A 15,179-nucleotide genomic window follows, 5' to 3' on the forward strand; every position below is an offset into this window, starting at 1 on the left:
TTTTCGTTAAGCATATTGCGTATTATGCAATGGCTTCTTCTGTTTCATCTGCGCGATTCGCCGCTTCAGTTGCAAGGCGGTATGCAGCAAGATCTTCAATGGTTAGCACTGGCATATCGTGTTGTTTACCAAACTCAATAACCTCTGGTAAGCGTGCCATAGTGCCATCTGGATTTGTTAGCTCGCACAGTACGCCGTAAGGCTTCATGCCTGCTAAACGCATCAGGTCGATAGTCGCTTCAGTATGACCACGACGACCTAGCACACCCTGCGAGTTAGCTTTAAGCGGGAATACATGACCTGGGCGGCATAGATCTGATGGTTTAGCACCATCAGCGATTGCTGCTTGAATAGTTGTAACGCGATCCGCTGCCGATACACCGGTTGTAACGCCTTTAGCTGCTTCAATCGTAACAGTAAAGCCTGTTTCGTTTGCACTGGTATTGTTTTCTACCATCATAGGCAGTTCAAGTTGTGCTACGCGCTCTTCAGTTAGACACAAGCAAACAATGCCTGAACATTCACGGATCATCAGTGCCATTTGTGCTGGTGTTAGCGTTTCTGCGGCATAAATGATGTCACCTTCGTTTTCACGATCTTCATCATCAACAACAAGTACACCTTGACCTTGGCGAATAGCTTCAAGACCGGCTTCAACACGCTCAAAAGCTGTGCCGTAAGGGGATAGTAGTGACTGATTCATGGTAATTGACTCCAAAATTATTGTGATACCAGAATCAGGGCGTAGAAAGGCAGCGTTTCAGGAAAACTGAAATAACTTAGACATGCAGAAAAACACAGCTTTTTGCTGTGCAAAACCACAAAGATATAAAGTATGAGGCGACAAGATACACTTATCCCTCCACTGATCCTCTTTCATCCGGACTATGACCGTCGGCTCTGGGTTTTCACCAGATCTGCTGACCTTACTTGAATACTTGAGTTATGTGTTCAAGTAAGCGCTCGCGGGCTGATCAAGTCACTTCAACTTGATTTACCGCCGGTGGGGAATTTCGCCCCGCCCTGAGAATTCGCAAGCATCATAGAAAAATCAGTAAGCTGAGGCAAGGTCGTAGTCAAAAAAGATAGCCAGAGTTTGAACTTTATACGCTATTGATTGATTTGTAATCGACCTTGATGCAAGCGCGGCGCTATGAATTTGACAATGAGGGGAAGGGTATAAGTTGGGAGTTGAATTGCCCCCATCAATGCGAGGTACTCAGGACCAAGGTAACTACCAGCAACCGTAAACGTGAGAAGCACATTTCGATTAGCTGCGGTAATTGCTGCGAGCAGGGCATTATCGATACCCGTAGAGCGATAACAAAAATATCCGGCGATAAAGAATAATGTACAAATCGCTATGCCCATCGCGAGGTATTGAAGCCCAACCAAGGCTGAAATGTTAAACATTTCTCTAAACTCGCCAACTAATCCAAAAGGAAAAGCAAAAACGAGCAAGATGGTAAATTGTGCTAATTTCGTATGGACGCGGTGAAGGTAATCTGGATTTACGTAACGATGGCAAAGGGCTGACAGCAACATCGGCCCAGCAATGAAAATCGTTAAGCGCACAAAATAGCTCTGCATATCGAGTGAAAACTCGTTGCCCTCTATCAATAATAGATTTACGTAGAGAATAGCTGGCATCAGTAGTGTTGATGCTATTGTCATTGCCATGGCATTAAGAGTATCCAGCCCGATAGAGCGGGCAATGGCTGGAGTAGCAAATAACGACCCTGTAGCGCTAACAGCAGATATGGCAAGGAGTAGCGCTTGGCTAGCACCAAATAAATAAGCAATTGTGCAACTTATAATTGAAAGGCCGATGGCATGGAATAATGCATAGCCCCAAACCTTCAATGTAGCGAGTTGGCGGAGTAGCGCAGCTTGTTTAATTCCAAGCAAGGTAAAAAGCATTAGGAAGAAAAGGATAAAGGGGAGTATCGGAAAAAATGCTTGTGATGCAGTTGGAAATAGGAAGCCAATTATTGCTGCCAGCATTAAAAGTAATGACGAATGCTTTGAAATAAATGGCAACATAAATAATCCCTCCTCTTTTGTTGCCTTATTGTTACTACAGCTATTGATGAAAAACAAACTTATTCCAGTTTATTCATTAAATTGAGCGGATTTGCAGATCTATGCGTAAGTTTTGAGCTTGTATTCAAAGCGATATTAAATGTAGTTACAAAGTCTTAACCTATTATTTTTTCTAATCTTGCATAAGAATTATTGTCATTTTTCGATCGAAAACTAAGCGGCTATTATTACCACAGTTCAAAATTAAACCATAATAAGTAGAGGCAATCATGGCACAGGCACTTAACTTCGATACTATTGCTCCTTCAAGCACTAAGAATACGAAAGCCTATGCGTTAAATATCAAAGGATTGATTGCACACGCACTAGACATTCTATTCGGTGGTTCTAAAGCACCAAAACAGTACAATGTATCTGACTTACCTGCTCACCTTCAGAAGGATATCGGTATTTACCGTTAATAAGGTATAGCGATAGTCGACAATACGTTAGATTATATTTTCTAAACGCCAGCATTAAGCTGGCGTTTTTTGTTGCTTGCTATCTTGATTTCGTGACCATGAAGGGTAACCTGAACAAGTCGATATCAGGATAACCTGATGCTATACAAGGTTTTTTTGCTAATACTTTAACCTTGGTTTCATTTTTCTAACGTACAATATGGCATGATTGAAGAGTGGACGGCAGAACATGCGTCTACACAGGTGTGCTATAGGAGATAATTGTCGTGGGTTTCCTTTCTAAACTTTTTGGCTTCGGAAAAGAAGAAAAACAAGCAGTGTCAGTTGAACCAGTGGAGTACAACGGCTACTTGATCTACCCAGAACCGATTGCCGAAGGGGGACAGTTCCGCATCGCAGGTCGAATCTGTAAAACTATTGATGGCGAAGAGCGTACGCATACCTTTATTCGTTCTGATCTTCTTGGCGCAAAACAAGACGCCGAAACTTTTATGCTTGATAAAGCAAAAATGTTTATCGATCAAAATGGCGATCGAATGTTCAACTAATTATAAATCGCAGCTCTTTTGTGGGCTGCGTTTTCTGTATTTGGTTATAGCTAATTCAAATTCAGTATTGCGCTAATTAATCTGAAATTGTTATTAGTGAACCAAATCGTTTGCAAATTATGCAAATGAATGCGAAAGCGTGTTTTAAACCGGTGTTTTTAGCGCGATGTGTGGTCATTTTAGTCTATTTGCTCGCTAAATCTGCATGTATTAGTCATTTATGCAATGTATCTAGGCTAACACCCCGAAATATAACGTGGTTTGACCTCTGTCCTGACGTTATAAACGTTATTTTATTTCAATAGGCGGTGACATATCATGTAAATTACTGCCTTATTGTTGGGCTTTTTGTATTTTTCCTACAAAGCACTTGCTATTGCTCTGTCGGTTGGATACAAAATCATTACTTTAAATGCCAATGTTCAGGGAATAATAATGCTAATTGGTGTACCAAAAGAAATACTCGCGCAAGAAACGCGAGTGGCTGCTACGCCTAAAACGGTTGAGCAGTTATTAAAAATGGGGTTCAGTGTTGCCATCGAAAGCAATGCTGGTGCGTTAGCGAGTTTTGACAATGCAGCATATGAAGCTGCGGGTGCAACTATCGTTTCAACTGATGAAGTGTGGCAATCAGATCTTATTCTGAAAGTGAACGCTCCTCAGGTAAATGACGAAACGGGTGTTGATGAGTTTGACCTAATTAAAGAAGGCGCGAGCCTTGTTAGCTTTATTTGGCCTGCTCAAAACCAAGAGTTGCTAGAAAAACTATCGACTAAAAACATCAATGTTATGGCGATGGACTCAGTTCCACGTATCTCTCGTGCGCAAGCACTGGATGCACTGAGCTCTATGGCTAACATCGCAGGTTACCGTGCGGTTGTTGAATCAGCGCATGAGTTTGGTCGTTTCTTCACGGGGCAAATTACGGCTGCGGGTAAAGTTCCACCTGCAAAAGTACTTGTGGCTGGTGCGGGTGTTGCTGGCTTGGCTGCTATCGGTGCTGCGGGTAGTCTGGGTGCGATTGTTCGTGCTTTTGACGTTCGCCCTGAAGTAAAAGAGCAAGTTGAAAGTATGGGTGCTGAATTCCTTGAAGTTGACTTCAAAGAAGACACCTCAACTGGTGATGGCTACGCAAAAGAAATGTCAGATGAGTTCAACAAAGCGGCTGAGCGTTTATACGCAGAGCAAGCGAAAGATGTTGATATCATCATCACGACAGCATTGATCCCGGGTCGTCCTGCACCGAAATTGATCACCAAAGAAATGGTTGATTCAATGAAAGCGGGTAGTGTGATTGTTGACTTGGCTGCGGCCAATGGCGGTAACTGTGCATACACAGAAGCTGACAAAGTGATCACCACTGAAAACGGCGTTAAGATCATCGGTTACACCGATATGGTGGGTCGTCTTCCGACGCAATCATCTCAGCTTTACGGTACCAACCTAGTTAACCTTCTTAAACTGCTTTGCAAAGAGAAAGACGGTAACATCGACATCGATTTTGAAGATGAAGTGTTGCGCGGCCTGACTGTTATCAAAGAAGGTGAAGTAACATGGCCTGCGCCACCTATTAAGGTGTCTGCTGCACCACAGCAACAACCAGAGCCTGAAGTTGCGCCTCAACCTAAAGTTGAAGAACCAACTTCTCCTGTTAAGAAATACGGTCTGATGGCGGCTGGTCTTGCGGCATTTGGTTGGGTTGCGAATTACGCACCAGCTGAATTCCTTTCTCACTTTACGGTATTTGTATTGGCATGTGTGGTGGGTTACTACGTTGTTTGGAACGTAACTCATGCACTACACACACCGCTAATGTCGGTAACCAATGCTATTTCTGGCATCATCATTGTTGGTGCGCTGCTGCAGATTGGTCAAGGTATTGGTATTGTTACCATTTTAGCCTTTATCGCTGTATTAATTGCGAGCATCAACATCTTCGGTGGCTTTACTGTCACCAAGCGTATGCTCGAAATGTTCCGTAAAGATAAGTAAGGAGTAACAAATGTCTGCAGGAATTGTACAAGCAGCTTACATTGTTGCTGCATTGCTATTTATCATGTCTCTTGCTGGTCTTTCTAAACAAGAAACAGCACGAGCGGGTAACTATTACGGTATCGCGGGTATGGCAATCGCGCTTATTGCGACGATTTTTGGCCCTGAATCTCAAGGTACTGTGTGGATCATTATCGCGATGGTGATCGGTGGTGGTATTGGTATCCACTACGCGAAAAAAGTTGAAATGACTGAAATGCCAGAGCTAGTTGCGATTCTTCATAGTTTCGTAGGTCTAGCGGCAGTATTGGTTGGTTTCAATACTTATATCGACCACGGTGAACTGACGGGGGCGCTTCTTAACATCCACTTAGTGGAAGTATTCCTTGGCGTATTCATTGGTGCGGTAACTTTCACGGGTTCTATCGTTGCGTTCGGTAAGCTACGTGGTTTGATTGACTCTAAAGCACTTATGCTTCCTCATCGTCATAAGATGAACCTAGCAGCTTTGGTTGTTTCTTTCCTTCTGATGGTTCAGTTTGTTAATGCTGAAGGCTCAACTTTTGCATTGGTAGCGGTAACTATCATCGCATTAGTATTTGGTTACCACTTGGTTGCTTCAATCGGTGGTGCAGATATGCCTGTTGTTGTTTCAATGCTTAACTCATACTCTGGTTGGGCAGCGGCAGCAGCTGGTTTCATGCTAGCTAATGACCTTCTAATCGTAACAGGTGCTTTGGTTGGTTCTTCTGGTGCAATCCTTTCTTACATCATGTGTAAAGCAATGAACCGTTCGTTCATCAGCGTAATTGCAGGTGGTTTCGGTACTGAAGTTCAAGTATCTGCTGATGGTGAAGAGCAAGGTGAACACCGTGAAGCTTCAGCTGAAGAAGTTGCTGAAATGCTAAAAGATGCGAAGTCAGTGATCATCACTCCGGGATACGGTATGGCGGTTGCTCAAGCTCAGTACCCAGTACATGAGATCACTGAGAAACTTCGTGCGAAAGGCGTTGATGTTCGCTTTGGTATTCACCCTGTAGCGGGTCGTCTGCCTGGTCACATGAACGTACTACTAGCAGAAGCGAAAGTACCATACGATATCGTATTGGAAATGGACGAAATCAACGATGATTTCGAAGAAACTGACGTAGTATTGGTTATCGGTGCGAACGATACGGTTAACCCTGCGGCACTTGAAGATCCAAACAGCCCAATCGCGGGCATGCCTGTACTAGAAGTATGGAATGCAAAACACGTTATCGTGTTCAAGCGTTCAATGAATACAGGTTATGCGGGTGTACAAAACCCACTGTTCTTCAAAGAAAATACGCAAATGCTATTTGGCGATGCGAAAGCAAGTGTGGACGATATTTCTAAACACCTGTAAGCATTAGCTAGACAGTAAAACAAAAGGGAGCTTCGGCTCCCTTTTTGCTTTTCGAGATACTGTCGATATTGAAGAAATACCGCCTTTAGGCAGGAGGTATTAACCCTGCTAGTTTGGCTTTCATGTATGCAGCGATAGTTTTGCCATCTTGTAATTGGTTGGATGCAACCAACTTCTCAAATTCACTGACGGTAAATTCTTTCACTTCAATGATTTCATCATCGTCCAACTCACCATCGCATGGTGATAGCTCCTTTGCGACAAACAGGTGCTGAACTTCATCACAGAACCCTGGAACGGGTAATAGTTGCCCAAGGTTATGCCAAGTTGTTGCCGCTAATTGCACTTCTTCTGCCAGTTCTCGTTGCGCACAAAGCTCAACTTGCTCGCTGTCTTCTAATGTTCCTGCTGGGAACTCTAAAATCCATTGCTTAATGGCTGGACGATATTGATTGACCAGTACTAACTTTCCTTCAGCAGTGATTGGAATAATGATGACAGCCCCAGGATGCTTGAGCCAAGTAAAGCTGATATTGCGTCCATCGGGTAGTTGTTGGTTTTCTTCTTCAACAGAGAAGCATTTCCACTGGTATTGAGTTGTCATAATGATGTTTGAAATCTTATTGGCGGTGACTAATGTCTTGGAATTATATAAAAAAGCGACTCAATTGAGTCGCTTTTGTTTTTAATGCAGTGCCAAAGTTAAAATTTACGCTTCAACTGTGATTTCGTAACTGGTGAATTTACGGATATTAATTACGCCAGTATCAAAGATAAGGTACTGACCTTTAATACCGACAAGGGTACCTTCGACAACAGGTTCTTTATCAAAGTTATGTGAGCTTATTTTGGTTGGATATTCAGTGACAGGGTAACTAATATCAACGACTTCTTCGTTTAGACGTTCAATCGCATCTGAGCCGAAAGAGCCTGTTAGTTCTTCAAGTTTGGCTTGGATTTCAGGGATCAAACGTTGCGCTTCTGTCACTAAGTCGATTTCTTTGTTGTCGCCTTTAAGCATTGCGCGCCAGTTGGTTTTATCGGCAACAAGTTCAGCCAATGCAATTTCAACTAAACCCGATAGCTGACGTGTTTTTACTTTGAAAATCGGTAGGGCTTGAGTAGCCCCTTGATCAATCCAGCGTGTTGGCAGTTGGGTATGGCGTGTAATACCGACTTTTAAACCCGATGTATTCGATAGGTATACAAAATGCGGCACCATACAGAAGTTGTCGCCCCATTCTGGTTCACGACAAGTCCCTGCATCATAATGGCAAGTTTCAGGCTTCATGATACACATGTCGCAACGCGCTAGCTTTTTCATACAAGGGAAACAGTGCCCTTGCGAGTAGCTTTTCTTGGTTTTTTTACCACAGGCATCACAGAAGATGTTACCAGTGAATGTCATCTTGAGTGGCTTACCAATTAGCGGGTTTAAAGCGAGTAGGGATTCGCCAACAGGTAATTGGTAGTTAACGGTATTGGTCTCAGGACACAATGCCGACTTCATTTTACTTAAAGTTCCGTGCATGACTTTGCTCTAGTTTTTATATAGTTATTAAGTCATCAAGTGTAGCTTGGCGATGACTTTTGTTGGGTATTTATTTGATAAAAATAGCTTAATGCTAGCTCGGCTCAATCTGTGGTGCTAATAGGGCAGATCAAAAGCTCACTGTGCGATAAGCGTTAATGATATGGCTAACGTCAGTGGCGTTACCTTGCTGTATTCTTTGGTAGTGACTTAGCGTTTTCGTTAGGTATTGTTGCGCGACCTGTTTTTGATTTTCTGTTGTTGCTTGCCAAATCATGTCACCAACAGGGCTTACAGGCGTATCTTCTTGCGAAAGCCTAGAGTGTGAAGATACTAGGATGATTTCGTAGAAACGTTGGTTGTCTTCCACCAACACTTCCTGTTTAAGACGGTAGTTAAGTTCAATTAGTTTTTGGCGCAAAACGTATTGATGATGGACAGGGCACAGTAGGAAATCGATATCAAGATCTGGGTTTGCTTGTTCAATCGCATCTATAAATTCAATCATTAAATCACCACCAACACCAGCGATGATGATCAAGTGTTTGTCATCTTTGCTAAATTGTGAAAGCGGTAATTCGGCAACATTCATACAGTGTGTATGCCATGCTTTTGAATCAGGAAAGTAACGTACTAGTTTGTTTTCTAACGCTGACATGAGCTCAGGCACAATATCGACAAAATGAATATGGTCGGCAGCTTGTCGATTTAATAGCGCAGCACCAAGAAACCCGTGATCGCAGCAACAGTCCCAAATATGTTTGTACTCTGATGTTACCAGTTGTTCGATCTGTTTAAGTCTTTTGCTGAGTTTCAAGGTAAATACCTGTGTATTGGGTAAAACGGTGGGCATTGTATCGTTTTCTGCACGCCAGCGAAATTTGTTTCCGTAACTGATGATTTTCATGAGCTTAGTGAGCGATGAAGAACGTTAAGCGGCAAAGTGGAAGTGTGGATGTGAACGTTTGGGTGTTAAGTTGTAAATCAATGTAAGTTGTATGTGATAGCTGTTTACTAAATAAAGAAGCTTGGTAAGATCGGTTCATCGAGGCGCATATGCGCTTGGAGTATACTTATCAAAAAGTAAGTGTTCAGATAACTACACATGGAAGAAAGCGATGAAAACAAAAATGATGATGGCAGGCTTTGCGCTGGTTGCCACAACCGTTTCTGCCTCTCCGTTCGAAAAGCCTGAAGACGCGATTCACTACCGCCAGTCTGCATTTTCTATGATTGCTACAAACTTTGGTGATATGGCGGATATGGTCAAAGGTCGTAAAGACTGGGATCAAGCACTCTTTAGTAAACGCGCTCAATATATTTCTACATTGGCTTTGATGCCAGCTGAGGCATTTAGTGTTGATGGCTCAGACAAAGGTGATACCAAAGCTAAACCTGAGATTTGGACGGACTGGGACGGTTTTACCGTTAAGCTTAATAAGTTTCAAACTGACTTAGTGAATCTTGCTGAAGTGGCCTCACAAGGTGACGAGCGAGCAACCAAACGAGCCTTTGGTGTTGCAGCAAAGAACTGTAAATCTTGTCATAGTGACTATAAATTCAAATAAGCCTAGCTCAAGCTTATTTAAAGAGATAAAGAAAACCCGAAGCAATAGGCTTCGGGTTTTTATTTAGCTTGCTAGGACTATTCGAGCCCAAATTCCAGGTGGCGTTGTTACACCTGTAGTGGCTGAAACAACTTTGCCATCGCGTAAAATTACGATGCTGGGCGTAGCCAAAATACCAAAGGTTCGACCAAGTTGACCTGAAGGATCGTTGATCACTGGATAGTGGTAGTCATGATGCTTCATGTAGGCATTAACTCGCGCATTCTCACCAGACGTCATCGCGACAGAATAGAGTGCGTATTGACTTTCATTATCTGGTGTAAGCCAGTTAATGCTAGGGCTCACAAAACGGCAAGCACCACACCAAGTCGCCCAAAAATACAGAACCACTGGCTTATCAAAGCTTTCTGTAATCGGGTTTATGGTTTGACCTTGGGTTGTTTGCAGCGCCATAGGTGAAAACTCGTTCTCGGGTATGGACTGGTTTCGCCACCAATCCATACCGATACTGATCACCAGTATAATCGCACCCATAACAGCAATTTCTTTTAACCCGCGTTTTAGCTTGGCTTGAAAAGTCTTTGCTTTCTGATGTTTGGAAGCAGTGTTCATGTTTTTTACCACCTTCGATGTCTGCTTAGACTCAGGGTGATTAGCCATTATTGCTTCCTTGTGCCTGCTTGATCGCAGTCATGACTTCTTCTGCACTCAAGATCACGGGTAGCTCAATACCTTGTGGGGCGTTAGGGCCATACACGATATTAAATGGAACACCAAAGCGCCCGTGAGACTGCAAGAAACCAGTGACATAATCTGATGGTGTCGTCCAGTCTCCACGCATTAACACTATGTTGTTATCGCTTAGCTGGTCGTAAACTGGGTTTTGCAGTAAAACACCAATTTTGTTTGCTTTACAGGTGATACACCAATCAGCGGTAACATCAACAAATACCGTTTTGCCTTGCGCTACTGCTTGGTCAATTTGCTCTGTTTTGAGTGTTTGCCATGCGTGATCGGCAGGCAGTGGCGTTGACCATTTATCAGCAGTTACGCTACCAACAATTAAGCTTCCCGCACCGCCAAGTAAAATGACCGCTAGTGTCAGGATAACGCTTTTACGACCCTTAACCTGACCTAAACGCCATAGCAGTAGGATACACGCAGTAACAGCAATACCTGCCAATGTACCTGTGCTAACAAAGCTCTGCATTAAGCTGAGTAACCATAGACTGGTGGCAAGCATCATCAAGCCGAACAATGTCTTCACATGGTTCATCCAGTTACCCGGTTTCGGCAGTTTGTTTGCCAGTTGCGGGAATAGGGCGATCAGTAACCATGGTGCAGCCATACCAATTGCTAAGGCTGTGAAGATAGCAAACAAAGTCACTACATCGGCACCAAGCGCATAAGCTACCGCAGTTCCTAAGAACGGAGCACTACAAGGTGTTGCCAATAGCGTTGCAAACATACCTTGTACAAAGTGACCAAGGTACGAATTGTCACCACGAGTTGCTAACCAAGTATTAGCACCGCTTGATAGGCGAATTTCAAACAGCCCCAGCATGTTAGCGGCAAATAGACCTGTGATGATGATCATGGCGCCAATAAAGTACGGGCTTTGGAATTGGATACCCCAACCAAGTGCCTGACCAGATACTTTTAGTAGGGCTAAGAAGCCAGCTAATAGCCAGAATGATGCCAAAATACCAGATGCAGATGCGATGAATTGTGCGCGGATCTGGCGGCGTTCTAGGCCTTGAGTTGAAATGATACTGCTAAGTTTCATACCAAGTACAGGAAGTACACATGGCATGATATTTAGGATTAATCCGCCAATTAAGGCGAACACAATGGTTTGCCAAATACTGGTTTGATCAATATTTGCAGCTAATGGCAGGGTTGATGCGGTAATAGGCTCTTCAACTGCCATGTCTTTATCTGTCACGGTGACATTCAGCGCTTGTTGATCAAGCTCAGGCTTACCAAACCAACTGCTGACTTTGAAGGTCGCGATTAGCTGGTTTGCCGATTGTTTGATTTCCGGAGTGCTGAATGACACGTTTTCAAGTTTGCTGCTAAAGCTATCAACAAACACATCGGGTTTTTGCCAAGCGTGCGTGTTGCTGATCAATACAGATAGCTCTTGCTTGTCACCATTCCAGCTTGCTTGGTCGATAGTGACGTTGTCACTGGTTAGCGGTACCTTGCTCATCCCTTGGTTATAAAGGTGCATAGCATCAGCAAAAGGCGTCAGCTGAGTGGGATTGAAATCCATCACCACTTCATAATCTGTCAATACACAAATACTGGTACAAGACGACATGGTTAGCTTGCCAGAGAAAAAGACAGGTTTGTTAAAGTCTTCTACTGTCAGCGTCATAGGGAAGATGACTTTATGCTTATAGCCTAACGTCTCAACGCCCAAGAACTCGTAGCGTTTGGGCATTGGCCAATGCCACTCAAGATCCTTGAGATTATTGGAAAGCTGCCAGTCAATTTTCGGAGCAACACCACCTTCGCCTGGCGAGCGCCAATATGTTTTCCAGTCACCTTCAAGGTCGACTTCAAGTAAGCCTTCAACGGTATTTTTCGCGGGATCTGATTGACCCGTTAGCATGAATCGCACCTGTACAGGTGGATGCATCGGGTTATGTAGCCAGCCCGTGTTGTATTCTTTTGCCTGTGCCGTAAATGAGAGCAAGCCAAATAGCAAAGTTGCCATTAGTGCAAGCATGGTATTTCGGTAATAAATCATTTTTTTCAACGGTAAAACTCCAATAAACACAAAATTAAAAAACATGTTTTGGTGTTGTGTTTATTCTCTAAATACACACAGGGTTAAATGCCGACGTCGAGTTTCGGGTATGGGCTCTGTTAGCGTAGGGACAAAGGTATGCCCTATATATAACAAGCTTAACAGAATGAAGATGAAAGGAAGGTAGAGTAAGCCTAATTCCAGAGATTGTAGGTGAAGTTGTAACAGGTGATCAGTCATCTCACACTGTTCACTCAAATTGGCAGCTTCATCTTGTGTTAATTCGGTTTTCGCCGCGTTAGATGAATCCACAATGTTAGCGTCGTGTGTGCGAGCACTAGAAATCACTTCTGAGCTGGAACTTGAGGTTACATCAGAGCTGGAAAAGTGACTATTAGGGCAGGTGGTTGACCATCCAGCGCGTTGACTAAGGCATACCAGGATCACCAAGCACACCATCGCTAAGATGAACTTAGCAATGCGAGGTGATGATGATGGATAGCGAATGAATGTCATTGGTGTCCTAATGGAATTACTTACAATTTGGTCAATTTTGAATCTGTATTACGACTCTACGTAGTTTGCAGAGAATAAGGCGAACCGTCAATCTGGCTTTCCTTATCGTTATAAGCCTTGTTTCACTTGGTACGAGTGGCTTATATGACCGACAATGTAGAGAAAAAGTTTCGCATATTTTGATGTATTTATTAAAAAGCGCAAGTTCGTACAATTTTGCATGAAAAACAGGGCAATAAATGTGCATTATGCAGAGTGAAAGCTGTTGTGGCTGTTGGGTGGGCGCTCTTTCTAACTTACGCAGATAGCGAGCTTATTCTTCTCTATCAAAACGAACATCAAAATGAACACCAAAAAGAGCGGCAATCGAAAAGTCGACTGCCGCTGTCAGCAATGCCTAAGCTTGCTTGTTTCGCAAGCACATAGCGTTAAATAAATCCGTTATTCTCTAAAATTTCACATCGCCCCTGAGCTGACAGCGTACCGTCATTATTAGGTATCGCGTTGATGGCGCGATCCCAGTCTTGTACCGGTTTAATACCTGTGCGATCGATCATCCAAACCGTATCTTGCTGATCAGACGTTTGAGTCGGAGTAAACATTTCCGGCTTAAACCATTCACCTGATACAAGGCTCATCATTTGCTTGTCTTTTGGCGATGGTTTTACTGGCGTCGATTGAATGTTCAATGCTTTGTTAAACACAAACGGCAATTCGTCAGCATGACAAACACTGCCAAAACAAGAGAAGAAGGACGGTAAGAAGGTCTTGAGTGACCAAACAGGAAAGTCCGACTTGTAGTTGTAATGGTATAAGCGTGCTTGGTTATTTTTCGCTACCTTGCGGCTTGGGCAAGTAAAGACCATGTCATCTATTAGCATTCTCAGCCGTTTAATGTTTTCAGTCGACTTAAGACTCTCACTTTTTGATGACGGTTTGTAGTGAGGAAGATTCAACAAGGTATCAACTTTCTTAGGGAACAGTAGCGCTGATACCAGAGCAGGATAAGTTGCGTACTTTGGATTAAAAGTAATTTCTTGTTCACTGCCTAGTGCTGGAATGGTGAGAGTAATATCACGATCGATCAGCATCAGCGCTTCAAAGATTGAAGTGAAGGCATTGGCTTCACTATCGTTGAAACTAATCACTGTCGGTGTTGAACTAAAATCAGCAGTATGTGGTTGGCTGAGTAAAACACTATGCTCAGGGTTTTTATAAGGCCAATTTCTCTTTTCACTGTACGGTGCGAAAGCCAACACTCTTGATAGAGCGGGCTTCATGTCACTTAAGTAATCAAATAGGGTACTTGCAAGGAAGTTTGGATTTTTACTGTAGGCGCCAATTTTCATTACTTGTTGTGTTGAGAGACTGTCCCATGAAACGTCATTGTTAGCGTCAGTACCAAATGTTTCGTTTTTATAAGTATTGAGCTTTGTCGCTATATTCTTCGCAGCTCTGAAATTTTTATATTCAATACCATACGGGTTACTTTGCATGATCGCATGATGGAATAGCGGTTCGCCTGTTTCTTCATCATTTGGGTTAAGCTGGTGGATTCCGACTGACATAGCCCCGGCACTTTCGCCGAATAGAGTCACGTTATCTGGGTTACCACCAAAATCGGCAATATGTTCTTTCACCCATTTTAGCGCCATACGTTGATCATGGATGCCGAAATTACCACTAGTGCCGTTATCAAGATTCAAGGCACCAAAAATACCTAATCGATAGTTAAGAGTCACAGCAAGAATGGGCTGATCGTTATGGTTAGCATTGGCAACAATCGCATCACCATGGTTGAGCGGTTTAGAGCCAGAACCTGCCTCAAATGCGCCACCATGAATAAATACATACACAGGAAGAGGGGCATCATAATGCTTGGTTGGTCGCCAAACATTGAGGTAAAGGCAGTCTTCTGACATTTGCTTGCTATCAAACTCGCTAGCTTTACCTTGAGGGCACATTTTGCCAAACGTTAAGGCTTGGGTAAGAAGTGGGTTACTTGGTTGATATGTGTGCGGTAATTCAAAACGGTTAGCTTCAGCATATTTAATGCCTTTGAATACCTCAACTTGATCATCAACATTAGGGCTATTTTTAACCTGCTCGACAAGCCCTTGATATTGCGTGCCGTTTGATTGAGCGTAAGTAAAGACGAGTTGCTCTTGGTCTTGATTGTCATTGCCATTACATCCTGCGAGCAACAGGGCGAATAGGCTTGATGAGATAATTTGAGCTCTGTGCTTAAAGTTAGGCGATTTTAGTAAAATATTATTCAACATGACGAAAGTGTAAATATAAAATTGATTTTGGTTTTATTTTAAATAAAGCGTAATTTGGCTATGCGTCACAATTATAGTTACGCACAGCAACAGCAC

14 protein-coding genes and 1 riboswitch are annotated in these 15,179 nt (G+C 43.1%); of the genes, 5 read left to right on the plus strand and 9 right to left on the minus strand.

Features of this window, described 5'->3' with window-relative positions; genetic code table 11:
* Positions 1-22: 22 nt before the first annotated feature.
* On the minus strand, positions 23-703 hold the full coding sequence (ribB, locus tag A3K86_RS21495) for a 3,4-dihydroxy-2-butanone-4-phosphate synthase (RefSeq protein WP_068336445.1): 681 nt from the start codon (positions 701-703) through the stop codon (positions 23-25).
* A 161-nt stretch (positions 704-864) separates the two neighbouring features.
* Positions 865-1,035: riboswitch (FMN riboswitch) on the minus strand.
* A gap of 75 nt (positions 1,036-1,110) precedes the next feature.
* A complete protein-coding gene (locus tag A3K86_RS21500; protein WP_068336446.1) occupies positions 1,111-2,043 on the minus strand; it encodes a hypothetical protein in 933 nt (310 codons plus the stop codon).
* Positions 2,044-2,312: 269 nt separating this feature from the next.
* On the opposite strand from A3K86_RS21500, the gene A3K86_RS21505 reads away from it, so the two are divergent.
* The 4 genes from A3K86_RS21505 to pntB all read left to right on the plus strand — a co-directional run bounded on the left by A3K86_RS21505 (position 2,313) and on the right by pntB (position 6,431).
* The gene (locus A3K86_RS21505) at positions 2,313-2,504 is read left to right on the plus strand and encodes a hypothetical protein (protein ID WP_068336449.1); all 192 of its coding nucleotides are present in this window, start codon (positions 2,313-2,315) and stop codon (positions 2,502-2,504) included.
* A gap of 266 nt (positions 2,505-2,770) precedes the next feature.
* Entirely contained in the window at positions 2,771-3,052 is a 282-nt protein-coding gene (locus A3K86_RS21510; RefSeq protein WP_068336452.1) for an HlyU family transcriptional regulator, read from the plus strand.
* Positions 3,053-3,487: 435 nt separating this feature from the next.
* The gene (pntA, locus tag A3K86_RS21515) at positions 3,488-5,044 is read left to right on the plus strand and encodes a Re/Si-specific NAD(P)(+) transhydrogenase subunit alpha (protein WP_068336454.1); all 1,557 of its coding nucleotides are present in this window, start codon (positions 3,488-3,490) and stop codon (positions 5,042-5,044) included.
* Positions 5,045-5,054: 10 nt separating this feature from the next.
* Positions 5,055-6,431, plus strand: coding sequence for a Re/Si-specific NAD(P)(+) transhydrogenase subunit beta (pntB, locus tag A3K86_RS21520; protein WP_068336455.1), 1,377 nt, complete (start codon positions 5,055-5,057; stop codon positions 6,429-6,431).
* 85 nt (positions 6,432-6,516) lie between these two features.
* Here pntB and A3K86_RS21525 read toward each other — a convergent pair whose 3' ends face one another.
* The 3 genes from A3K86_RS21525 to A3K86_RS21535 form a co-directional block, all read right to left on the minus strand.
* Positions 6,517-7,035 carry an NUDIX hydrolase gene (locus tag A3K86_RS21525; protein WP_068336457.1) on the minus strand — a complete coding sequence of 173 codons (519 nt, stop codon included), beginning with the start codon at positions 7,033-7,035 and terminating at the stop codon, positions 6,517-6,519.
* A 105-nt stretch (positions 7,036-7,140) separates the two neighbouring features.
* Positions 7,141-7,962 carry a DUF2797 domain-containing protein gene (locus tag A3K86_RS21530; RefSeq protein WP_068336464.1) on the minus strand — a complete coding sequence of 274 codons (822 nt, stop codon included), beginning with the start codon at positions 7,960-7,962 and terminating at the stop codon, positions 7,141-7,143.
* A 130-nt stretch (positions 7,963-8,092) separates the two neighbouring features.
* Positions 8,093-8,779: a tRNA (adenine(22)-N(1))-methyltransferase gene (locus A3K86_RS21535; protein WP_068337178.1), complete on the minus strand. Its 687-nt coding sequence runs from the start codon at positions 8,777-8,779 to the stop codon at positions 8,093-8,095.
* Between the two features lie 301 nt (positions 8,780-9,080).
* Between A3K86_RS21535 and A3K86_RS21540 the strand changes: the two genes are divergently transcribed.
* Positions 9,081-9,530, plus strand: a complete 450-nt coding sequence (locus tag A3K86_RS21540; RefSeq protein WP_068336466.1) for a c-type cytochrome — start codon at positions 9,081-9,083, stop codon at positions 9,528-9,530.
* A gap of 63 nt (positions 9,531-9,593) precedes the next feature.
* Here the strand turns inward: A3K86_RS21540 and A3K86_RS21545 are convergent, their stop codons facing one another.
* The 4 genes from A3K86_RS21545 to A3K86_RS21560 all read right to left on the minus strand — a co-directional run bounded on the left by A3K86_RS21545 (position 9,594) and on the right by A3K86_RS21560 (position 15,083).
* On the minus strand, positions 9,594-10,190 hold the full coding sequence (locus A3K86_RS21545) for a protein disulfide oxidoreductase (RefSeq protein WP_232322039.1): 597 nt from the start codon (positions 10,188-10,190) through the stop codon (positions 9,594-9,596).
* Positions 10,183-12,294, minus strand: a complete 2,112-nt coding sequence (locus A3K86_RS21550; RefSeq protein WP_084406752.1) for a protein-disulfide reductase DsbD family protein — start codon at positions 12,292-12,294, stop codon at positions 10,183-10,185. Before A3K86_RS21550 ends, A3K86_RS21545 begins: the two co-directional genes overlap by 8 nt.
* Positions 12,295-12,345: 51 nt before the next feature.
* Complete coding sequence (locus A3K86_RS21555; RefSeq protein ID WP_084406720.1) at positions 12,346-12,801, minus strand: hypothetical protein; 456 nt, start codon at positions 12,799-12,801, stop codon at positions 12,346-12,348.
* Positions 12,802-13,229: 428 nt separating this feature from the next.
* Positions 13,230-15,083, minus strand: coding sequence for a carboxylesterase family protein (locus A3K86_RS21560; RefSeq protein WP_068336468.1), 1,854 nt, complete (start codon positions 15,081-15,083; stop codon positions 13,230-13,232).
* Positions 15,084-15,179: the final 96 nt, after the last annotated feature.

The sequence above is a fragment of the Photobacterium jeanii genome (assembly GCF_001650345.1).
GTDB lineage: Bacteria > Pseudomonadota > Gammaproteobacteria > Enterobacterales > Vibrionaceae > Photobacterium > Photobacterium jeanii.